18 protein-coding genes are annotated in these 22435 nt (G+C 42.8%); 14 read left to right on the forward strand and 4 right to left on the reverse strand.

Annotation, left to right across the window (positions count from 1 at the left end; translation table 11 throughout):
* Positions 1–98 precede the first annotated feature (98 nt).
* Positions 99–1943: a M6 family metalloprotease domain-containing protein gene (locus tag ACZ43M_RS10455; RefSeq protein ID WP_464507340.1), complete on the forward strand. Its 1845-nt coding sequence runs from the start codon at positions 99–101 to the stop codon at positions 1941–1943.
* Positions 1944–2291: 348 nt separating this feature from the next.
* Here ACZ43M_RS10455 and ACZ43M_RS10460 read toward each other — a convergent pair whose 3' ends face one another.
* Complete coding sequence (locus ACZ43M_RS10460) at positions 2292–3728, reverse strand: IS6 family transposase (RefSeq protein WP_464503290.1); 1437 nt, start codon at positions 3726–3728, stop codon at positions 2292–2294.
* Between the two features lie 222 nt (positions 3729–3950).
* Here ACZ43M_RS10460 and mutS point away from each other — a divergent pair, with 222 nt between their 5' ends.
* Both mutS and mutL read left to right on the forward strand, forming a co-directional pair.
* Positions 3951–6599: a DNA mismatch repair protein MutS gene (gene mutS / locus ACZ43M_RS10465; RefSeq protein WP_464508003.1), complete on the forward strand. Its 2649-nt coding sequence runs from the start codon at positions 3951–3953 to the stop codon at positions 6597–6599.
* Between the two features lie 22 nt (positions 6600–6621).
* Positions 6622–8529 carry a DNA mismatch repair endonuclease MutL gene (mutL, locus tag ACZ43M_RS10470; protein WP_464507341.1) on the forward strand — a complete coding sequence of 636 codons (1908 nt, stop codon included), beginning with the start codon at positions 6622–6624 and terminating at the stop codon, positions 8527–8529.
* 136 nt (positions 8530–8665) lie between these two features.
* On the opposite strand, the gene mreBH is transcribed toward mutL, so the two are convergent.
* Positions 8666–9673 (reverse strand): rod-share determining protein MreBH, encoded by a 1008-nt coding sequence (gene mreBH / locus ACZ43M_RS10475; RefSeq protein WP_464507342.1) that lies wholly within the window; start codon positions 9671–9673, stop codon positions 8666–8668.
* Between the two features lie 305 nt (positions 9674–9978).
* Between mreBH and miaA the strand changes: the two genes are divergently transcribed.
* The 3 genes from miaA (at position 9979) to spoVK (ending at position 12394) form a co-directional block, all read left to right on the forward strand.
* Positions 9979–10935 (forward strand): tRNA (adenosine(37)-N6)-dimethylallyltransferase MiaA, encoded by a 957-nt coding sequence (gene miaA / locus ACZ43M_RS10480; protein ID WP_464507343.1) that lies wholly within the window; start codon positions 9979–9981, stop codon positions 10933–10935.
* Positions 10936–10962: 27 nt separating this feature from the next.
* Complete coding sequence (gene hfq / locus ACZ43M_RS10485) at positions 10963–11193, forward strand: RNA chaperone Hfq (protein ID WP_464507344.1); 231 nt, start codon at positions 10963–10965, stop codon at positions 11191–11193.
* A gap of 250 nt (positions 11194–11443) precedes the next feature.
* Positions 11444–12394: a stage V sporulation protein K gene (gene spoVK / locus ACZ43M_RS10490; protein ID WP_464507345.1), complete on the forward strand. Its 951-nt coding sequence runs from the start codon at positions 11444–11446 to the stop codon at positions 12392–12394.
* 32 nt (positions 12395–12426) lie between these two features.
* On the opposite strand, the gene ACZ43M_RS10495 is transcribed toward spoVK, so the two are convergent.
* Positions 12427–13032, reverse strand: a complete 606-nt coding sequence (locus ACZ43M_RS10495; protein ID WP_464507346.1) for a trimeric intracellular cation channel family protein — start codon at positions 13030–13032, stop codon at positions 12427–12429.
* 159 nt (positions 13033–13191) lie between these two features.
* Between ACZ43M_RS10495 and hflX the strand changes: the two genes are divergently transcribed.
* The 4 genes from hflX (at position 13192) to glnA (ending at position 17640) form a co-directional block, all read left to right on the forward strand.
* Positions 13192–14451 (forward strand): GTPase HflX, encoded by a 1260-nt coding sequence (hflX, locus tag ACZ43M_RS10500; RefSeq protein WP_464507347.1) that lies wholly within the window; start codon positions 13192–13194, stop codon positions 14449–14451.
* 13 nt (positions 14452–14464) lie between these two features.
* On the forward strand, positions 14465–15736 hold the full coding sequence (locus tag ACZ43M_RS10505; protein WP_464507348.1) for a methionine gamma-lyase family protein: 1272 nt from the start codon (positions 14465–14467) through the stop codon (positions 15734–15736).
* Between the two features lie 145 nt (positions 15737–15881).
* A complete protein-coding gene (locus tag ACZ43M_RS10510) occupies positions 15882–16283 on the forward strand; it encodes a MerR family transcriptional regulator (RefSeq protein WP_464507349.1) in 402 nt (133 codons plus the stop codon).
* A 22-nt stretch (positions 16284–16305) separates the two neighbouring features.
* Positions 16306–17640 (forward strand): type I glutamate--ammonia ligase, encoded by a 1335-nt coding sequence (glnA, locus tag ACZ43M_RS10515; protein ID WP_464507350.1) that lies wholly within the window; start codon positions 16306–16308, stop codon positions 17638–17640.
* 415 nt (positions 17641–18055) lie between these two features.
* On the opposite strand, the gene lexA is transcribed toward glnA, so the two are convergent.
* Entirely contained in the window at positions 18056–18679 is a 624-nt protein-coding gene (gene lexA, locus ACZ43M_RS10520; protein WP_464507351.1) for a transcriptional repressor LexA, read from the reverse strand.
* A 155-nt stretch (positions 18680–18834) separates the two neighbouring features.
* Here lexA and yneA point away from each other — a divergent pair, with 155 nt between their 5' ends.
* The 4 genes from yneA to tkt all read left to right on the forward strand — a co-directional run bounded on the left by yneA (position 18835) and on the right by tkt (position 22330).
* Positions 18835–19158: a cell division suppressor protein YneA gene (gene yneA, locus ACZ43M_RS10525; RefSeq protein WP_464507352.1), complete on the forward strand. Its 324-nt coding sequence runs from the start codon at positions 18835–18837 to the stop codon at positions 19156–19158.
* A 2-nt stretch (positions 19159–19160) separates the two neighbouring features.
* The gene (locus ACZ43M_RS10530; RefSeq protein ID WP_464507353.1) at positions 19161–19808 is read left to right on the forward strand and encodes a YneB family resolvase-like protein; all 648 of its coding nucleotides are present in this window, start codon (positions 19161–19163) and stop codon (positions 19806–19808) included.
* A gap of 104 nt (positions 19809–19912) precedes the next feature.
* The gene (locus tag ACZ43M_RS10535) at positions 19913–20143 is read left to right on the forward strand and encodes a DUF896 domain-containing protein (RefSeq protein WP_464507354.1); all 231 of its coding nucleotides are present in this window, start codon (positions 19913–19915) and stop codon (positions 20141–20143) included.
* Positions 20144–20323: 180 nt separating this feature from the next.
* The gene (tkt, locus tag ACZ43M_RS10540) at positions 20324–22330 is read left to right on the forward strand and encodes a transketolase (RefSeq protein WP_464507355.1); all 2007 of its coding nucleotides are present in this window, start codon (positions 20324–20326) and stop codon (positions 22328–22330) included.
* Positions 22331–22435 lie beyond the last annotated feature (105 nt).

Genomic DNA, 22435 nt, shown 5'->3' on the forward strand with positions numbered 1-22435 from the left:
AAATAATACATAGAAAACCCTACTAAGGTTACGGGACAAAGGAATCTTCCGACTTTCGTAGGATTCTGATATTTTAAAATAGTATAAAAATAAAAGGGGTGAGGTTATTGTTAAAGGTTTTATCACAGACGGGTTTAGCATTGGCGTTAGCCGGCAGTATCGGCTTGGCTGGAATCCAGCCGGATGAAGCTGGCAAAAAGGCTGAAAGTACATATGATCTAAGTTTGGCTGATTATGTGGGGGCAGCGCCGGAACTGACTGAAAAAGCCAAAAAATTAGGAATAGACATTTCAAAGATTGATCCTGCCGAAAAGATTGCAAACCAAGGAGCAAAATTCCAACAGGCTGGCGATAATCATGTAGCATACAAAAAGGCTACTGGGGATGTTCCGGTACTTGTCATTCTTGCCAAGTACAAAGAGGGGGATGAGCCGGTAGGGGATCTGAAGGGGCAGGTTCCAGCGCATTACTATGAAGATTTAATCTTTGGTACAGAATATAATCCATACCAATTGGATTACTTCAAACAATATGCTGAGTTTAATGGTGTAAAAGCGCCAACAGACCGCACGATGCAAAATGCTTATAAAGAATCTAGTAATAATAGAGTTAATCTCGTTCGGAAAGAAAATACAGAGTTTGTTTGGGTGGAACTGCCTAAAGGAGCTTCCTACTATTTAGATCAAGAGGGCAAGTACGCAGAAGGCGGCAAGTATGCTTTAGGGAACGTAAATGGTGACGCCCATACAGGCGAATTCGTTCGTGACTTGCTAAAGGCTGCTGATGATCAAATTGATTTTTCAAAGTATGCTGAAAATGGCGAGGTTCCAAACGTTTTCATCATTCATGAAGGTACGGGTGCAGAATGGAGCCAAGACCCTGCCCAATTCTGGTCGCACAAATGGAGTCTACTAAGCGCTTTATACTATGGGAAATACTATGAAACTGGCAAACCAGCAGATGTATATGAAGGTATGAGCCAAGGGGCTTGGATTAACAAAACGGTAGAAGAAGACATGACTTATGATGGAGTTATTGTCGATAACTACAACATCCAACCTGCTATCGGTGGAAACGTTGCCGGGTTTAATGTAGCCACTGGCGGATATGATGAGGCATCCAAAACTGGCCCATTTCCTGCCACAGCGGGAGTTTATGCGCATGAGTTCGGCCATGCGCTAGGATTGCCTGATTTCTATGATACTGTCTATTCTTCTGAAGGTGTAGGGAACTACTCCATGATGGCAGGCGGTTCCTGGATGCGTTACCCTGACAATGGCGCGTATTCTGGAAATTCGCCAACACACTTTGATCCATTCTCGAAAGTATTCCTGGGCTGGGCTGAGCCAATTGAGGTTAAACCAGAAGATGGCGTCCGAACGATTACGTTACCTGCAATTAATAATGCAGCTGCAGATAATGGGATAGTAAAAATGGAAGTACCCGGTTCAAATGGAACAGAGTATTTCTTATTTGAAAATGTCCAGCAGGATGGCTTTAACAAAGGTTTAATCCGTCAAGGTACTGATTCTCATGGATTAGTAGCATGGCATGTGGATGAAAATATTATCAACCTGTACCAAACTGCCGGATTCCGCCCGAATAACGTGGAAAACTGGATGAACAAGCGATTCCAATATAATCAAACTCAGACTGCTAGCGACGGTACCGTTGTTACCCACTATGGTTTATCTGTGCTGCAGGCTGATGGTAAGTATGATATGGAGAAAAATAAGAACCGTGGTGATGCTGGAGACTTCTTTAAGACAGGTTCTCAGTTAACGCCAACTACTTCTAATGTTCATAGTGGTTCTTACTACTTCTGGAAGGGCAATAGTGCCACGCCGGCAGATTCTGGAATTCATGTAACCGATATTAAAGAGAATAAAGACGGTACTCTAACAGCCAAGTTCTTTTACAGTACAAACGAAGGTACTAAATAATACACTTAAAAAACCTGGGCTATTCTTGGCTCAGGTTTTTTTGGTGTAATAGTAAAAACACTATTTAATAAGAATAGGATTTTTCTGCCTGATAGGTAGTGTCAAAAGTTCTATGAAAACTCCTTAAGGGGTTAGGCTCCTTTCCACATATTGGGTGCGTCGGCCCCGCAACCGCTCTTGACAAACACGCCAATGGTTTGAGATTCCTTTATCAAGGGCGACGGGGACAAAAAGAAGGCATGCCAAATAGCCCTTGGTATTTCCATTTTAAACCATTGGCAAGTTCGGTTTGTCAAGAGTTCGCTTCGCCGGTTGCTAGTGGGTTCAAGGGCTCTGCTAAACAAAAAGTTAGACTGTTTGTTCAATGATCCAATCTTGAGCTAAACCTATTAATTTAGTCCAGCGTGCAGGCATATTCGGTCGCAGTAAGAGCTCTGGATTAACCACTGGCACATTACCTTCTAACGCTGAGTGAGGCCGTAAAAAGTTAAAGTAAGCCACAAAAAGCGTCACAAACGAAACAGACCCATGTTCGGACCCAAACCCGTGTGTTGAGCGATAATTGCCCTTAAATGTGCGATTGAGTCTTTCAATCACTTGTTTGAGAGGCCTATACTCCTTTGATACAGGATCTTCATTGGTAAGCCCAATGACCTGAGTAATGTCAAAGTGAATATCATGCTGGGCGTAAAAGTGTTGGGCTAAGAGATATATCGGATTGCCGTCCACCACAAATGTAAGATCTTCCGGAATCTCTTTAAATTTCATTAGGACATCATCAATGGCACGGATTGCTGTCGCTGTATCTCGATTTGCTGACACTGGATAAGACAGAATGATCTTTTTTACCGCATCAAAGAAGAAGAACAAGTAATGCCAACGACCTTGAACCCTAATATAGGTTTCGTCCCCACAGAACTGATCAGAAAGCTCGTAGGGATAGTGGTCTACGTAAGGTTTAAGGATTAATGCAACTGCGTTCTCGTAATTTAAAATGCTTTGATGCGATATAGAAACACCATGGATATCTTTCATGAGTGCAGCTGTCTTCCGGGCCGAAAGGCCATAGTTAACGTGATAGGTTAAAATAAGCCCCAATGTATGTGGCGACACATAAAGCCTGGCCAAGTCAACCTTTGGTTTCTTAGGAGAAGCCTTTGACAATGGCTGAAAATCAATGTGGAACTGCCGGAAGATATATCTTAATTTAAAGGCTTGTGGATCCTTTTTAAACTGTTTCTTCTCTTTCGCAGACATGCCATTCAGTTTCTGCTGGTAGTAGGAACAGTCATTATTTTTACACTTGTACACGTCAAAGTCTTTTCGCTCTTTGACTTTCTCAAGGGTCCTAGAACAATGAGGACACTTCAAAATAGCCTCCTTCGAATAGCGATTTTTATCATTGAAAAGACAGGCACACACCTTACATTGAAACTGTCCTTTGCCTCCATTATTGGCATAAAGATAATCCGCTGGAGCACCACACTGCGGACATTTCATTGACTTGGGCACACATGCCTTTGTATTCGAACGCCTTTGAACAGGTTTTAGTTGTTTACCGTTCTTCTCCAGGTATTCGGTTAGGAGGCTTCGGTAATCAAGTTTCTGAATGGTTTCGATAATCGGAAGATCATCCACCTGGAGTTTACGATAAGGTTTATTTACAGGTTTTTCCTCAGGCTTTTCAAACATCCCCTTCCCAATAAGAAGGGTAAGTAATGTTCGAATTATTTGTTCTTGGTACTTAATAAAAGTTAATAAATAGGTTATAATTTGAGGGTACAACTTGTCACTTCCTTAATCTAGGTTGTTGGGTGTGTGGTAACCTCAATTATCCTTAGATTTCAGGGGGTGGCAATTTTTTTGCTTATAAAGCCCTCTATCTAGGTATTTTATAGCCTATTTCTTATAAAAGTTTTTACAATACGGCCTGATAAAGCGGGGGGATTTTATGATATAATGGATTGTCGAAGATACTCGAAAGAAACAAGAATGTTGGAGGAAATTATGGCTAGTTACACGCCGATGATACAGCAATATTTAGCAGTCAAGGCAGATTATCAGGATGCCTTTTTATTTTTTCGCTTAGGCGATTTTTACGAAATGTTTTTCGAGGATGCCATCAAAGCATCTCAGGAATTGGAAATTACCTTAACAGGCCGCGACGGCGGAACATCGGAAAAAATTCCTATGTGCGGTGTACCCTACCATTCCGCGGCAAACTATATTGAACAATTAATTTCAAAGGGCTACAAGGTCGCCATTTGCGAACAAACGGAAGACCCGAAACAGGCAAAAGGGGTTGTCCGCCGGGAAGTCATCCAATTAATTACCCCAGGGACGGTAATGGACGGCAAAGGGTTAACAGATAAAGAAAACAATTATATTGCCTCAGTTACTGCTTTTGAAGACCAAAGCTTTGGTCTTTCATATAACGACATTTCAACGGGTGAAAGCAAGGTAACCTTGCTGGCGAATTTTGAAGAGGTATTAAATGAACTAGCCGTTTTAGGTGCAAAAGAAGTAGTTATTGCTAGCGATTTTGATGCTGAATTGCAGAAGAAAATGCGTGAACGTGATGTGCTTGCTATTTCTTTTGAGGATAATAGTTCAGTAGAAATCAATTTTTCCCACCTGCTCCAAGATTTGAATCAGGATAAGTTGAAGATAACAGTGGCACGGTTATTCCATTATTTATACCGGTCGCAAAAGAGAAGTCTTGATCATCTTCAACATGTTACCACCTATAGAATTCATCAATTTATGAAAATTGATTACTATTCGAAGCGCAATCTTGAATTAACCGAAACAATCCGCTCAAAAGGAAAGAAAGGTTCCCTGCTATGGCTGTTGGATGAAACGATGACGGCGATGGGCGGCAGGATGTTAAAGCATTGGATTGACCGACCGCTGATTAATCGCGATGAGATTGAAAACCGCCACTATCTGGTCGGGGTATTAATGAATCATTATTTTGAGCGGCAGGACCTTCGTGAAAAACTCAAAGAGGTCTATGACTTGGAACGCTTGGCGGGACGGGTAGCTTTTGGGAATGTGAATGCCCGTGACTTAGTGCAGTTGAAACGCTCGCTCATGCAGGTGCCATTTTTAAAAGAAATTCTGCTTTCAATCGATATGGCTGATTTGGCTGCAAAAATGGATCCATGTGAAGAAGTCACTGATTTATTGGAGCAGGCAATTGTCGAAAACCCGCCGCTGTCATTAAAAGAAGGGAATATCATCCGTGATGGTTATCATGATCAGTTGGATCAATACCGTGATGCCAGCCGGAACGGAAAGACGTGGATTGCCCAGCTGGAGCGGGCCGAGCGGGAGAAGACCGGAATCAAATCGCTGAAGGTTGGCTACAACCGGGTGTTTGGTTACTATATTGAAGTCACTCGGGCAAACCTTCATTTATTGGAAGAAGGCCGGTATGAGCGCAAGCAAACATTAACGAATGCTGAACGCTTTATTACGCCGGAATTGAAGGAAAAAGAAGCGTTGATACTACAGGCTGAAGAGAAAATCGGCGAGCTTGAGTATGAATTATTTACGGGTATTCGCGAGACGATTAAAGAATATATCCCGCGCTTGCAGGCGCTGGCGAAAACTGTCAGTGAGCTCGATGTGCTGCAGTGCTTTGCCAAGGTAAGTGAAGAACGCCGCTATGTGAGACCGCAATTTTCCGAGGAACGCCGGGTTGTCGTGAAGGACGGACGCCATCCGGTGGTTGAAAAAGTGCTGAATACCCAAGAATACGTACCGAACGATTGCCTAATGGATGGCGAGCGCGATGTGCTGCTGATTACGGGACCGAATATGTCCGGTAAAAGTACGTACATGCGGCAAATTGCCTTGACGGCCATATTAGCGCAAATCGGTTGTTATGTTCCGGCGTCAGAAGCGGTGCTGCCAATTTTTGACCAGGTGTTCACCCGAATTGGGGCCGCAGATGACCTGATTTCCGGCCAGAGTACCTTTATGGTTGAAATGCTGGAAGCCAAAAATGCGATTGCCAATGCGACACAAAACAGCTTAATCTTATTTGATGAAATTGGCCGCGGTACGTCCACCTATGATGGAATGGCGCTCGCTCAGGCAATCATTGAATACATTCACGACCGGATTGGCGCGAAAACATTGTTTTCTACCCACTATCACGAATTAACCGTATTGGATGAAGAACTATCGAAATTGAAGAACATCCATGTCAGCGCAATTGAGCATCAAGGCAAGGTTGTTTTTCTTCATAAAATTAAGGAAGGCCCGGCCGACAAGAGTTATGGTATTCATGTTGCCCAGTTGGCGGAACTTCCTGCTGAATTAATCTCTCGTGCCAATGAAATACTGCAGGCACTGGAGCAGCCTGAAACACAGACTGTCATTGTTAAAAAAGAACAGTCGGAAGGGCAAACGGACCTTGTAAAAAAAGAGAAGGCGGCATCGCAATCCGTCACTGTAAAAAAAGAGGAACCGGTTGTGGAACAGCCTGCTCAGCTCTCGTTCTTTGATGCACCGGCAGAACCGAAAAAACCAGAGCTTTCTTCTAAGGAAAGAAAGGTTCTCGATAAGATGCGTGATATTGATTTATTAGATATTACACCGCTTCAAGCGATAAATATGCTGTATGAACTGCAGAAAAAGTTGAAGTAATTTTTAGAAGGAGGCGAAGAGTATGGGGAAGATTATTCAGTTAGATGATGCCCTTTCGAATAAAATAGCGGCGGGAGAAGTAGTCGAACGCCCCGCCTCTGTCGTCAAAGAACTGGTTGAGAATGCGATTGACGCAGGCAGTACCGTAATCGAAATTGAGGTGGAGGAAGCAGGACTGGCGAAAATCCGCATCACTGATAACGGGAACGGGATTGAAGAGGATGACGTGCTGCTTGCGTTTCAGCGCCACGCCACTTCGAAAATTAAAAATGAAAATGACTTATTCCGGATCCGGACGTTAGGTTTCCGCGGCGAGGCGTTGCCAAGTATCGCCTCCGTGTCAAGGTTGGAGCTGAAAACGTCAACGGGTGAAGGTGCCGGCAATCGGGTTGTCATCGAAGGCAGCAAGGTAGAGATTTTTGAAAAGGCCTCGTCGCGCCGCGGGACCGATATTACCATTACAGATTTGTTTTTCAACACACCGGCACGTTTGAAGTATATGAAAACCATCCACACCGAGCTTGGGAATATTACCGATGTCGTTAATAGGCTTGCGTTATCACACCCAGAGGTTGCCTTCCGTTTGATTCACAATGAGCGGAAGCTGCTGCAAACTACTGGAAATGGTGATGTGCGGCAGGTGCTTGCAGCGATTTACGGAATGAGTATCGCGAAACAATTGGTGCCGATTTCAGGTAGTTCGCTTGACTATAAGGTTAGCGGATTTGCTTCCATGCCCGAGGTGACCAGAGCATCACGGAATTATATTTCCACCATGATTAACGGCCGCTTTATAAAAAATTATCCGTTGGCGAAGGCGATTCAGGAAGGCTACCATACGCTGCTGCCAATCGGACGGTACCCAATTGTTCTCTTGAATATTGAAATGGACCCGCTGCTGGTAGATGTCAATGTGCATCCATCAAAAATGGAGGTTCGTTTTAGTAAAGAAGCGGAACTGAATGAATTAGTAACCTCAATTATTAAAGATGCGTTTAAGGCAAGGGTGCTGATTCCAACTGCTTATACCCAAGTGAAAAAGGAGCAGCCGAAATCGGAGCAAACTGCCTTGGTACTTGATGAGGGGACGGTTCCTGCTGTTCAGAAACCTGTTTTTGTTGATGACCAGCCCAAATCGCCATCAGTGCCATCAGTGCCATCAGTGCCATCAGTGCCAGAATATATACCAACACCTGAACCCAGGGCTGTAGAAGAGGTTCACGAACCTCAGAACTGGATGGCGGAAAATCCATTTCAAGGTGCTGCTGCTATTGAAGATTTTGTGGAGCAGGTTGAGCCTGCCGAGGAGAGCGTATCCATTGACACGGCTAACATACAAACTGAAAGCCGGGTGCCTCGGATGTATCCGATTGGGCAAATGCACGGAACTTATATTTTCGCCCAGAACGAAAACGGCTTATACATTATTGACCAGCACGCCGCACAGGAACGGTTGAAGTATGAGTATTTTCGTGAAAAGGTTGGCCAAGTTGCTTCAGAGCTGCAAGAGATGCTAATGCCGCTGACATTCGAATATTCGACTGATGATTATATAAAAATCTCAGAAAACATTCATGAACTTGAAAATGTCGGGGTATTTTTGGAGGAGTTCGGCCTTAACAGCTTTATCGTGAAGTCACACCCCGCATGGTTTCCGAAGGGTGAGGAAAAGCAAATCATCGAAGAAATGATTGAGCAGCTGCTGTTGATGAAGAAAGTGGATATTAAGAAATTGCGCGAGGAAGCGGCGATTATGATGAGCTGTAAAGCTTCAATTAAGGCAAACCGCCATTTACGCAATGACGAGATACAAGCCTTGCTGGACGACTTACGAAAAGCATCCGACCCATTCACCTGTCCGCACGGAAGACCAATCATTGTCCATTACTCCATCTATGAAATGGAGAAAATGTTTAAAAGAGTTATGTAAATACAAAAAGAGCATTCTCATTTTTTGTGAGATGCTCTTTTTTAATGGGGCAGGTGGGACCAGGGGGACGGTTCTAGTGGTGCAAATTATCATAAAAGGAGCCAGGAGAACCGTCCCTCTGGCTCCAAACCCCATCCTATTTTGCTACTGACGGGATTTTTCCTATATATTGAAGGGCCTTGCCGGTCCCGATGACGACTGATTCAAGCGGGTTTGATGCTAATTGCACGGGAACTACCATTTCGTCACTTAACCATGCTTCCATCCCTTTTAACAGGGAGCCGCCGCCGGTTAAAATGACCCCGCGGTCAACGATATCACCGCTCAACTCTGCAGGGCAATCCTCGAGTGTGGCACGAATCGCTTCTAAGATATGCAATAATGGCTCCTTTAAAGCGTTGCGAATTTCATAGGATGATAATTTAACCGTCTTTGGCAGGCCGGACACAAGGTCACGTCCACGGACATCCATAAACAGTTCCTCATGATCAATCAGCGCATAGCCAATTTCCATTTTAATATTTTCGGCAGTACGTTCGCCTATCAACACATTGTATTCCTTACGAACGTACTGGATAATATCATCATCCAACCGATCGCCGCCCACCTTAATCGAATGATAGGCAACAACGCCGCCGAAAGAAATAATCGCGACTTCTGTGTTACCGCCGCCGATGTCAACGACAACATTGGCTACCGGCTCATCGACAGGAAGACCGGCACCAATCGCTGCTGCAACAGGCTCTTCAATTAAGCTGATTTTTTTGGCTCCGGCATTTCTGACCGCATCTTGGATTGCTCTTCGCTCCACACTAGTTGACCCAGCAGGAATACAGACGGCGACATTAGGCTTGCGCATTGCAAATCCAATTTTCTTCGACGCTTTGCGCATGATTTCCTTCAGCATTTCAGTAGTAAGATCAAAATCAGCAATGACCCCATCCCGAAGCGGACGAATCGCAATGATTTTTTCAGGCGTCTTTCCGAGCATTTCCTTTGCTTCGGTTCCAACTGCCACGATCTTTTTTGTTTCTGTATCAATTGCGACTACGGAAGGCTCATTTAGAGCAATTCCTTTATTTTTGCTGTAAACCAATGTATTTGCTGTCCCTAAATCTATACCCAAATCATAAGTTTGTAACATTCTTCATCACCTAGTTTCATTAATTTCGTCAATCTACAACAAATTACGAGTTGTATTTACAAAATAATCTACGTATAAGCCTAACATGATTACGGGGGTAGAAAGCGCTTTGTAAATGAACCGTTAATGATTTGTAATGTAGGGAGAATAAACTTCTTATATTTGAAATATATTTAATGCGCATATAAAAGATATTTTTTGACTATACTTATTTGATGTTCAACTGCTTTTTATTTTTGTGTTACGATAAAGATGTGAAGGGTAAGATTTTTCACAGGAAAAAGCGACAAGGCAGTGTGAAAAGATTGGATGCAAAACAAAAATTACTAGTAATCATCGGACCAACCGCAGTCGGGAAAACGAAACTGAGCATTGAAATGGCCAAAATATTCAACGGTGAAATCATCAGCGGAGATTCGATGCAGATTTATCGGGAAATGGATATTGGAACGGCGAAAATCACGAAGGATGAAATGGATGGGATTCCCCATTATTTAATTGATATCAAGGAACCAGATGAAAATTTTTCCGTGGCTGAATTTCAGTTGCTGGTTCGTGATAAAATAACGGAGATTGCCCAAAAAGGAAAACTTCCCATCATTGTGGGCGGGACTGGACTTTATATTCAATCTGTCATTTATGATTATCAATTTTCCGATGTACCTGGTGACGAAGCGCTTCGAAATAAATTGGAACAACGGCTGAAGGAAATTGGCAATGAAGCATTGTACAAAGAACTCCAGGAAATTGATCCGGACAGTGCCGAACAAATCCATCCCAATAATAGCCGCAGAGTCATACGTGCCCTTGAAATCTATTACCTTACGGGAAGAACCCGTCAGGAGTACCAAAATACACAGCAGCCAGACCTCTTGTACGATACAGCCCTAATTGGATTGACCATGGACCGGGAGCTATTGTACGAGCGAATCAATGCACGGGTTGATATAATGGTAAGAGAGGGCCTTTTAGATGAGGTAAAAAGCTTACATAATCGTGGGCTGCGCGAGTGCCAATCAATTCAGGCTATCGGATATAAGGAGATCTATCAATATCTGGATGGTGATATTCCGTTTGAACAGGCGATTGAGACCTTGAAGCAAAATTCCCGGCGCTATGCAAAGAGACAATTAACTTGGTTTCGCAACAAAATGGATGTAAAATGGTTTGATGTAACAGATGTGAATAATATTTCACAAAAAATAAAGGAAATTTCACAATATGTTGAAGGAAAGCTTGGAGTAAAATCGAATACATATTAGTAGAGATAAAAGAGGAGGATATTTACCATGAAAACGTCGATTAACATTCAGGATCAATTTTTAAACCAGTGCCGGAAAGATAACACCCACGTAACGGTATTCCTACTGAACGGATTCCAATTAAGAGGCCAAATTAAAGGCTTTGATAATTTTACCGTTTTATTTGAATCAGAGGGGAAACAGCAATTAGTTTATAAGCATGCCATTTCCACTTTTGCGCCGTTAAAATACGTCCAGCTTGACCTGGAAAATCAATAAATCGACAAACACGAGCCCATCCATATAGGGCTCTTTTTTATTTGCTAAGCTTCGCATACATAAATTCAACTATACCACATCAACTTTTCTAACGGACTTGCCAATCGGCAAGTTTTCATTTTATCCGGAAATCTTTTTTAATGAAATTCCGAGGCCGTGAATACATATAAAATGAAGCCTTATGCTTTTCTTGAAAAGGTTGTCATATTCCCAAAAATCGACCCGGCTGCAAAAATGAGAGGTGAAAGCTTTGGATCAACATAATCGCATGAAAAGCAACGGTCAAATTAGGGTTGTTCTCAACTCCCAGAAGAGAAAGAACGTAACAAAAGAGTTACCGGACTTCCAGGTTGCTCCAAAGGTTATTCCCCCTGAGCATTCGGCTTTAAAGGAAATTGAAGACGAGCTCGGGGCTTTGGTTGGTATGGAGGAAATGAAACGAAATATTAAAGAAATATATGCTTGGATTTATGTGAATAAAAAACGTGAGGAAATGGGATTAAAGGCAAAAAAGCAGGCACTCCACATGATGTTTAAAGGAAATCCTGGAACCGGAAAAACCACGGTAGCTAGGCTGATCGGTAAGCTGTTCCATAAAATGAACGTCCTTTCCAAAGGCCACCTTATTGAAGCGGAACGTGCAGACCTCGTCGGTGAATATATCGGCCATACCGCACAGAAAACGAGGGATTTAATTAAGAAGGCACAGGGCGGTATCTTGTTCATAGATGAAGCCTATTCACTAGGCCGCGGCGGGGAAAAGGATTTTGGCAAGGAGGCCATCGACACGCTTGTCAAACACATGGAGGATAAGCAGCATGAGTTTATTTTAATCCTTGCAGGTTATTCTCGTGAAATGGAATATTTTTTATCACTAAATCCTGGATTGCATTCCCGATTTCCGTTGGTGATTGATTTTCCTGATTACGACATTCATCAATTAATGGAAATAGGCGCAAGAATGTTGAAAGAGCGGGAGTATAGTTGGAGCCATGAGGCCGAAAAGAAAATCAGGGACCATTTAATTTGGGTGAAGTCGGTACTAAGCCCGAACAGTTTCTCCAATGGTCGTTATGTACGGAACATTATCGAAAAATCAATTCGTGCCCAAGCGATGCGGCTGCTCATGCTTAACAATTATGACAGGCATGATTTAATGACGATTCGCAGTAATGACTTAGTGTTTGAAGAAGATAATTAAAAAATCGGCGGGTCGCTATAGACCGCCGATTTTTAGTGTGTTCCCAGTCCTCGTGAAGGGAGTTTCCAATGAAATGTATAGGACAGGACACGGAGCAGAGTTATAAGGATGAATAAAGTATAGAGCTGCCAAGAATGGGTAGCAATTTTTAGTCCAATAATGACCCCGGCTAAGATAGCCCAAACCCCATATATTTCCGAACGCAGCACAATTGGCTTCCTACCTGCCAATAAATCACGAATAATTCCGCCTCCGCTTCCGGTTAACACAGCCGCCACGATCACAGCACTTAGCGGATGATTCATGTTTGCTGCATACATGGCTCCTTGAATCGCAAATGCAGACAACCCAATGGCGTCAGTGAAGTTTCCCCATTTTTGCCAGTGCTTTAACAGATTCCCAGGAAATAAGAAAACCGCTGTTATAGCAAGTAGTGCGATTTGAAAAAATAATCCTTGTTCCCAAATAGCTGAAACCGGGACGCCTATCAACAAATTCCGAAATGCCCCGCCGCCAAATGCGGTGACAATCCCCAATATATAAACCCCTAAAATATCATATTCCTCTTCCATGGCAACAATGGCACCGCTGACTGCGAAGGCAATTGTGCCAATCATGCTAAGTACTTCCCATGTCATTTTGCTTTCTGTTTCTCCCCGATGTTTATTTTTCTAATACAACATAAAATTTTATCACTGTACAGGGAAAATACAATAAATATTTAATGGGAAAATTAGAGTATCGGAAAGTTTTTTGTTAAGATGAGAAATAGAATATTCCGAAGGGAAGGATGACTTTTGGAACAAAAGGAAACAAAGGAAAAAGTAGTGCTGGTCGGCTGTCAAACCGATGATGATGATTTGCGGTTTCAATACTCGATGGAAGAGCTCGAATCGCTGACGGAAACGGCCCAGGGAGAAGTGCTGGCTTCGCTGGTTCAGAAACGTGACCGACTGCACCCGGCAACCTATATCGGCAAAGGGAAGGTCGAGGAATTACAAGCGCTAGTCGAGGAACTAGAAGCAGACTTAGTTATCTTTAATGATGAACTGTCTCCGAGTCAAAAACGAAATCTTTCTTCTGAAATAGATGCAGCGATCATTGATCGCACGCAGCTCATTTTGGATATATTTGCCCAACGTGCCCGATCGAAAGAAGGGAAGCTGCAGGTTGAACTTGCTCAGCTGCAATACATATTGCCCCGCCTTGCCGGTCAGGGAACAGCCTTATCAAGACTGGGTGCTGGTATTGGAACAAGGGGACCAGGTGAAACGAAGCTGGAATCCGACCGCCGTCATATCCGCCGACGAATTGATGATATTAAAAGCCAGCTTTCTGTGATCGTGCAGCACCGTGACCGTTACCGTGAACGTCGGAAGAAAAACAAGACGTTCCAAGTGGCAATTGTCGGCTATACGAACGCTGGGAAATCGACCTTGTTCAATCGATTATCCGAGGCGGATTCATATGAAGAAAACCAATTGTTTGCCACGCTTGATCCGATGACCCGGAAATTGATACTGCCGAGCGGCTTTTTGGCGCTTATTACCGATACAGTTGGTTTTATTCAAGATTTGCCTACAGCGTTAATCGCTGCGTTTAGGTCAACGCTTGAAGAGGTAAAGGAAGCAGATTTGCTTCTCCACATTGTCGATATGTCCAATCCGGATTATTTTCAACATGAAAAAACGGTTAATAAACTTCTTGAGGACCTGGATGTGAAAGATATCCCGCAACTAACCGTTTATAATAAACGGGACATCAAGCACCAGGATTTTGTGCCAACTGCGGATACACCAACGGTCTTCATCAGCGCGTTTGACGAAGGGGACAGACTGGCGTTAAAGTTGAAAATTGAACAAGTTGTGATGGGAAGGATGAAGTCGTATGAAGTCCTGGTTCCGTCCACGGAAGGAAAACTGCTTTCCCAGTTAAAAAATGGCACGATTTTAAGAGAACTGGTTTTTGATGAGGAAACTCAGAGCTATAGCTGCAAAGGCTATTCGCTGGAGGACCATCAAATCACCGGACAATTACAGAAATATAATGTGAGATAGGAGAACACCAAAGATGTTTCAACAGCTAAAAAATGGGGAAAAACTTCAGCCGATTATCAGAGAAGTAGAAGGGCAAATAACTGAAGTTCATAAACAAATTGATGAAAAAATTGAAACTAACCAATTTCGAGTGCTGCAAAGCTATCAAAAGCACCGGGTCAGCGATTCGCATTTTATTCCGTCAACAGGCTACGGGTACGATGATATCGGGAGAGATACGCTGGAAGCGGTGTATGCGGACGTTTTCGGCGGTGAGGCAGGCCTTGTCCGCCCGCAAATTATTTCCGGTACTCATGCTATTTCCATCGCTTTATTCGGTGTGCTCCGCCCTGGGGATGAACTGCTTTACATCACCGGCAAACCGTATGATACGCTGGAAGAAATCGTTGGCATTCGCGGCAATGGAGTTGGTTCCTTAAAGGAATTTGGAATTTCCTATGATAGTGTGTCGTTGACGAGCGATGGCGGGATTGACTGGGATGCTGTCGCAAAGAAAATCAAGCCAAACACAAAGATGATCGGGATTCAGCGCTCTAAAGGTTACGCGGTCCGACCTTCCTTTACAGTTGCCCAAATTGGCGAAATGATCAGCTTTGTTAAAGAAATCAAGCCCGATGTTGTTGTGTTTGTTGATAACTGCTATGGAGAATTTGTCGAAGAACTGGAGCCGTGCCATGTCGGTGCCGATTTAATGGCTGGTTCGCTAATTAAAAATCCAGGGGGCGGCCTCGTCAAAACCGGCGGGTACATCGTTGGTAAGAAAAACTGGGTTGAGGCCTGCTCCTACCGGATGACCTCTCCAGGAATTGGCGCAGAGGCGGGTGCCTCTTTGTACAGCCTTCAGGAAATGTACCAAGGTTTTTTCTTAGCACCGCATGTAGTGGGTCAAGCGTTAAAGGGGGCTGTTTTTACCGCCGCCATGCTTGAGAAAATTGGGATGAACTCATCACCAAAATGGGATGCCAAGCGGACAGATTTAATTCAATCAGTCCAATTTGATGACCGCGATAAAATGGTGGCTTTTTGCCAAGCTATTCAATTTGCCTCACCGATTAACTCTTATGTTACGCCTCACCCCAGTTACATGCCGGGTTATGAGGATGATGTTATCATGGCCGCAGGAACCTTTATTCAAGGTGCAAGTATTGAACTGACTGCTGATGGCCCAATTCGGCCGCCGTATGTGGCATATGTTCAGGGCGGCTTAACGTATGCCCATGTCAAAATGGCGGTCTGTCTCGCAGTAGACCATTTAGCAGAAAAAGGACTAATTCAATTAAATTAGGCAAAAACTACCGAAGAGCAGTGTAAAAGGCTGTTCTTTTTTCTTGTTTGAAAAACCATGTTAGATTTTCTAACATGTGATTGACATATTATCTAACGCGAAATATAATAACATTATAGATTAGCAAGAGGGAGGGAGAAATTAGGTGAGCGGAAAAGAAATTCGCCGTTCCATGCCACTGTTTCCAATCGGAACTGTCATGCAGTTAACTGAATTAACGGCCAGACAAATCCGTTATTATGAAGAACACCAATTGATTTCTCCAGCAAGAACCGAAGGAAACAGACGCCTATTTAGTCTTAATGATATTGATAGGCTATTGGAAATTAAGGACTTAATTGATCAAGGGATCAATATGGCTGGCATTAAACAGTTATTCTTGGTCAAAGAACAGATTGATACACAACAAAGTCAGCAAGAAGAAAAAGTGAAGCGGGAGTTAACCAACGAAGAGCTTAGAAAACTCCTTCGCAACGAGTTGATGCACTCCGGTAGAATGAACCGGCCATCATTGCGTCAAGGCGACCTATCACGCTTTTTCCATTAAATAATATTGGGGGAATAGTAAAATGGCAAAGTTTACACGTGAAGACATTCAAAGAATGGCAAAAGAAGAAAATGTAAAATTTATCCGTTTGCAGTTTACGGACATCCTTGGAACAATCAAAAACGTTGAAATTCCTGTAAGCCAATTAGAAAAAGCTTTGGATAACAAAATGATGTTTGATGGTTCCTCGATCGAAGGGTTCGTACGTATTGAAGAGTCAGATATGTACCTGTATCCTGATTTAAACACATGGGTTGTGTTCCCTTGGACAGCAGAAAAAGGAAAGGTTGCCCGTTTAATCTGTGATATTTATAATCCGGATGGAGCTCCATTTGCCGGAGATCCACGCAACAACTTAAAGCGTGTTCTGGAGGAAATGAAAGAGCTTGGCTTTACAGATTTCAACCTAGGGCCTGAGCCGGAATTCTTCTTATTTAAGTTAGATCAAAATGGCGAGCCAACACTTGAGTTGAATGACCAAGGCGGATACTTTGACTTGGCACCGACAGACCTTGGGGAAAACTGCCGCCGCGACATCGTGCTTGAACTGGAAGAGATGGGCTTTGAGATTGAAGCATCCCACCATGAGGTTGCGCCAGGACAGCACGAAATTGACTTTAAATACGCAGATGCTTTAACAGCATGTGATCAAATTCAAACATTTAAGCTAGTTGTAAAAACAATCGCTCGCAAGCACGGCTTGCACGCAACGTTCATGCCAAAGCCATTATTTGGTGTTAACGGTTCAGGAATGCACTGCAACCTTTCATTATTTAAAGATGGGGAAAATGCATTCTTTGACCCAACTGGGGACTTGCAAATGAGCGAAATTTCACGTCATTTTATTGCTGGAGTTCTAAAACACGCTCCTAACTTTACAGCTGTAACCAATCCGACTGTAAACTCATACAAACGTTTGGTTCCTGGTTATGAAGCACCATGTTATGTGGCGTGGTCAGCACAAAACCGTTCACCGCTAATCCGTATCCCTGCTTCTCGCGGATTAAGCACACGTATCGAAGTAAGAAGCGTTGACCCAGCAGCCAACCCATACTTGGCAATGGCTGTCCTACTGAAAGCAGGGCTTGACGGAATTAAAAATAAGTTAACGCCTCCAGCGCCAGTAGACCGCAACATCTATATCATGAGCAAAGAAGAAAGATTGGAAGAAGGTATTATTGATCTTCCTGCAACATTGGCACAAGCGCTTGACCAATTAAAAGCTGACGAAGTTATCGTTTCCGGCCTGGGAGAGCACATTTTCGAACACTTCTTGGAAGCGAAAGAGATCGAATGGGATATGTTTAGAACGGTAGTGCATCCTTGGGAACGCGAACAGTATATGAGCATCTATTAATTAATAAGATGAGACTGAATTAAGTCTGATCCGTCCTCTAATGGAGGACTGGATCAGACTTTTTTTGTATTATGGGGTTGCAAAAGCGGTGCCCCACGCACAATAAAGACTTCATAGGACCCGTAAATAAGGAGAGCCTCTTACTGTTCAGCTTTCATAAGCCAAATTGAAGATGCATTAGGATAAAGTGTCGACAATAGGGGGGAGATTGGCAACATAACAGCTAGCAAAAAAAGATAAAGTGTCGTCAATAAGGGGGATTGGCAACAAAACTACAAGCTATCAAATAAAGCTCTTATTCCCCGTAAGTTTGGAAAATGACATAAAATTGCCAGCACGAAATGAAATAAAAAAGCCCAATCCCCCTAAGGGAATTGGACCTCAATTACAAACCATATATATCTAACTCTACAAATTAATGAATCTGTCGATATACTCCAACCACTTTACCCAAAATAGAAACATTCTTTAAGATAATCGGTTCCATCGTCGAGTTCTCAGGCTGCAAACGAATATAATCTTTTTCCTTAAAGAATCGCTTACAAGTAGCCTCATCTTCTTCCGTCATCGCCACCACGATATCACCGTTATTTGCGGACGGCTGCTGTTTAACAATCACATAGTCCCCGTCTAGAATGCCCGCTTCGATCATACTTTCACCCATAATCTCCAGCATGAACACTTGTTCACCAGAGGGGACGAGCCTTTCAGGAAGTGGGAAGTATTCCTCCACATTTTCAATGGCGGTAATTGGTATACCAGCGGTAACCTTTCCGACAACCGGCACATTCACCACCATGTTTCGTGGAATGTGTGATGCTTCATCTGCATCCAGAATTTCAATCGCCCGTGGCTTAGTCGGATCCCGTCTAATTAAGCCTTTGCTTTCCAATCGTGCCAGATGACCGTGAACAGTAGAGCTTGAGGCTAGTCCAACAGCTTCGCCAATTTCCCGAACGGATGGTGGATATCCTTTGGTTTTTACTTCGCCCTTAATAAAATCGAGGATATCCTGCTGCCGCTTTGATATTTTCACCATGATAAAATGCACCTCGCCTGGTTAATGTTGTCTTTATTATAACATGTTCGCCTATTATATACAAACATAAGTTCGAATTAGTGTTGACAACAAACAAACGTTCGGATTATAATCAAATTAAATAAACGAACATACATTCCTAAGAGGTGTAAAAAATGAAAAAATTATGGAACCAATACTCTTATGCTATTATTTTACTAATTTTAAGCTGCTCTATTGCAGTCGTGATATCCTTCCAGGACCATACAAGTATCGAAGAGGAATACATAAAGGTAACAGTGACAAAAGGGGATTCTCTTTGGAGTTTAGCTGACCAATACTCTGCCGTTCATTCGTTATCCAACAAGGAATTTGTGAATTGGGTAAAAAAACATAATCAAAATATGGATGGAAGAATTTATCCGGGTGAACAAATTGTCATTCCTGTCAGCAAGGATGATCCGTCATTAACTCAATTTGCAAGTGCGCCGGGTGAGTAATGATGAAAGCTATCATTTACTGCCGGGTCAGTACAAATAAGGAAACACAGGAAACCTCATTAAAACGTCAGGAAGAAGAACTTACTCAGCTTGCCGCACGTCATCAATTTGAAATTGACTCGATAATAATAGAACAATCAAGCGGTTATGATTACGAGCGGGATGGAATCTTAGAACTATTGGACCGAATCAAAGACGAACAAGTGCATGCGGTTTTAATCCAGGATGAAACCCGGCTTGGTAGAGGTAATGCCAAAATTGCCATTCTGCACTGTATCTTAAAAGAAGGCATTAAGCTATACAGCATTTCTCATAATGGAGAATTACAGCTTTCAGAATCGGATTCGATGGTGTTGAAGATAGTCAGCATGGTAGAGGAATACCAGCGGAAACTTCATAATGTCAAAATCAAACGCGGCATGAAGCGGGCGATCAAGCAAGGATATAAGCCTGAAAAAAATTTAAAAAATCTCGGCGAACACTCAGGTAGAGAAAAAATTGAGGTGCCAATACAAGAAATCTACAAATTAAGAAAAAATGGGTTAACATTTGCAGAAATTGCTGCTACGTTACGAGGATTTGGTTATAGTATTTCTAAAGCGACTGTCCATAGACGGTATCAGGAATACATAGATACGATAGAAGAATAGGTATTGCGAGGAGCAGCACACAAGACCTTTTGCCTTGCCATATGGTCCTTTTTCTAGTAAAATCAGTTGCTATGTAGGCAGATCGTTTGAAAGGAATGTGCGCAATGCTATCAAAAGAAAAAATGGCCAGAATCAATGAATTGGCCAAAAAAGCAAAAGCGACTGGATTAACAGAAACAGAGGCAAAAGAACAAAGTAGTTTAAGAAGCGAGTATTTAGCTGTGTTTCGTTCACAAATGCTCGACACTTTAACAAATACTAAAATCATTGACCCATTAGGAAATGATGTTACTCCAAAAAAAATTAAAGATAGAAAAAAACATAAACTTCACTAACCATCAGGAATACAGCTAATTGTATTCCTTTTTCTACATATATAATGGCTCACTGTGTCAAAATAAGTAAAAAAGTGCATTTTAAATCTAATTCAGAGGTAAATTGTTGAATAAATGGCCATTGAAATATAATATTAATGGTGTGTTTATTATCCTAGAGATCAAGAAAGGATGTAATTGATGTTTAATTCTATTGATGAATTATCAGTAACAACGATTCGTACGCTTTCAATCGATGCAATCGAGAAGGCAAATTCAGGACATCCAGGCATGCCGATGGGGGCAGCCCCAATGACCTATACATTATGGACAAGGTACATGAACCATAATCCGAAAAATCCACATTGGTTTAACCGTGACCGCTTCGTTCTATCTGCAGGACATGGGTCGGCACTTTTATACAGCATGCTCCATTTATCCGGCTATAATCTATCAATGGATGACCTAAAACAATTCCGCCAATGGGGAAGTAAGACGCCAGGACATCCAGAGTATGGACATACAGAAGGGGTAGAAGCTACTACCGGACCACTTGGTCAAGGGATTGCAATGGCTGTTGGTATGGCAATGGCAGAGCGTCATCTTGCAAGCGTCTATAATAAGGATAATTATGAACTTGTCAATCATTTTACATACAGTATTTGTGGCGACGGTGACTTGATGGAGGGTGTTTCTGCCGAGGCAGCATCTCTTGCCGGACACTTGAAATTAGGTAGATTAGTGGTTCTTTATGATTCCAACGATATTTCACTTGATGGTGATTTGAATAAGTCATTCTCGGAAAGTGTAAAAAATCGCTTTGAATCTTATGGGTGGCAATATCTTCGTGTCGAAGATGGCAACAATTTTGAGGAAATTGCAAAGGCACTTGAAGAATCCAGAAGCGACCTTGAAAGACCAACCATGATTGAAGTAAGAACAACAATCGGGTATGGTTCACCAAACCGTGCCGGAACATCTGGCGTTCACGGGGCACCGCTTGGAGCGGATGAACTAAAGCTTACGAAAGAAGCTTATAAATGGACATTTGAAGAAGATTTCCATGTACCAGACGAAGTATATGAAAACTTCAAGAATCTGATCGTTGAAAATGGGGCGAAGAAGGAAAAGGAATGGAATGACCTGTTTGCCCAGTATAAAAATGAATATCCTGAATTGGCCGAACAGCTCCAGTTAGCTTTAAGTAATGAGCTTCCAGAAGGCTGGGATAAGGACGTTCCTGTTTACAGCGAAGGAAAGGGGCTAGCTACCCGTGCTTCTTCTGGTGAAGCGTTAAACGGAATTGCGAAAAATCTGCCGTTCTTTGTCGGGGGCTCTGCTGACCTTGCTGGTTCCAATAAAACGATGATTAAAGGCACTAAGGATTATATGCCTGGAAGCTATGAAGGGCGCAACTTCTGGTTTGGTGTTCGTGAGTTTGCGATGGGCGCTGCGATGAATGGTATGGCTCTGCACGGTGGGTTAAAAGTATTTGGCGGTACATTCTTTGTATTCTCTGATTACTTGCGTCCAGCCATCCGTCTTGCTGCCTTAATGGGCTTACCTGTAACCTACGTCTTTACACATGACAGTATTGCTGTTGGAGAAGATGGCCCAACACACGAGCCGATTGAACAACTTGCCGCACTACGGGCAATGCCAGGTCTTTCGCTTATTCGTCCGGCTGATGGCAATGAAACAGCTGCAGCCTGGAAGCTGGCAGTTGAGTCGACCAATAAACCGACTGCACTCGTGTTAACTCGTCAGGATTTGCCGACATTAAAAGGTACTGAAGAAAATGCCTATGATGGTGTATCAAAAGGTGCATATGTTGTTTCCCCTGCTGATAAAGAAACACCTGACGCTCTGCTTTTAGCTGCCGGTTCTGAGGTAAGCCTAGCGGTCGAAGCGCAAAAAACTCTTGCTGGAGATGGAATTCACGTATCTGTTATCAGCATGCCGTCTTGGGATCGCTTTGAACAACAGTCTCAGGAATACAAAGATTCAGTTCTTCCGAAAAGCGTGAAGAAACGCCTTGGCATTGAAGTTGGCGCATCCTTCGGCTGGCATAAATACACTGGGGATGAAGGCGATGTTTTGGCCATTGATAAATTTGGCGCATCTGCACCTGGTGAAAAGATTATGGAAGAATACGGCTTCAGTGTAAATAACGTCGTTGCCCGCGTAAAGGCACTATTACAAAAATAATTATTACAGTGAGAGAATGGACTACGGTCCGTTCTCTCTTTTTTTTACAAAAATATGAACAATGAAAAAATATGCAGGAAATCGTATAAACTCTGTCGAATTACT

This window comes from Neobacillus sp. B24 (assembly GCF_055381825.1).

Excerpts from the sequence above, each read along its gene's own strand:
- mutS (WP_464508003.1), top strand. The coding sequence starts at position 3,951 with ATGGCTAGTTACACGCCGATGATACAGCAATATTTAGCAGTCAAGGCA.
- mutL (WP_464507341.1), top strand. The coding sequence starts at position 6,622 with ATGGGGAAGATTATTCAGTTAGATGATGCCCTTTCGAATAAAATAGCG.
- mreBH (WP_464507342.1), bottom strand. The coding sequence starts at position 9,673 with ATGTTACAAACTTATGATTTGGGTATAGATTTAGGGACAGCAAATACA.
- hfq (WP_464507344.1), top strand. The coding sequence starts at position 10,963 with ATGAAAACGTCGATTAACATTCAGGATCAATTTTTAAACCAGTGCCGG.
- ACZ43M_RS10495 (WP_464507346.1), bottom strand. The coding sequence starts at position 13,032 with ATGACATGGGAAGTACTTAGCATGATTGGCACAATTGCCTTCGCAGTC.
- ACZ43M_RS10505 (WP_464507348.1), top strand. The coding sequence starts at position 14,465 with ATGTTTCAACAGCTAAAAAATGGGGAAAAACTTCAGCCGATTATCAGA.
- glnA (WP_464507350.1), top strand. The coding sequence starts at position 16,306 with ATGGCAAAGTTTACACGTGAAGACATTCAAAGAATGGCAAAAGAAGAA.
- lexA (WP_464507351.1), bottom strand. The coding sequence starts at position 18,679 with ATGGTGAAAATATCAAAGCGGCAGCAGGATATCCTCGATTTTATTAAG.
- yneA (WP_464507352.1), top strand. The coding sequence starts at position 18,835 with ATGAAAAAATTATGGAACCAATACTCTTATGCTATTATTTTACTAATT.
- ACZ43M_RS10530 (WP_464507353.1), top strand. The coding sequence starts at position 19,161 with ATGAAAGCTATCATTTACTGCCGGGTCAGTACAAATAAGGAAACACAG.
- ACZ43M_RS10535 (WP_464507354.1), top strand. The coding sequence starts at position 19,913 with ATGCTATCAAAAGAAAAAATGGCCAGAATCAATGAATTGGCCAAAAAA.
- tkt (WP_464507355.1), top strand. The coding sequence starts at position 20,324 with ATGTTTAATTCTATTGATGAATTATCAGTAACAACGATTCGTACGCTT.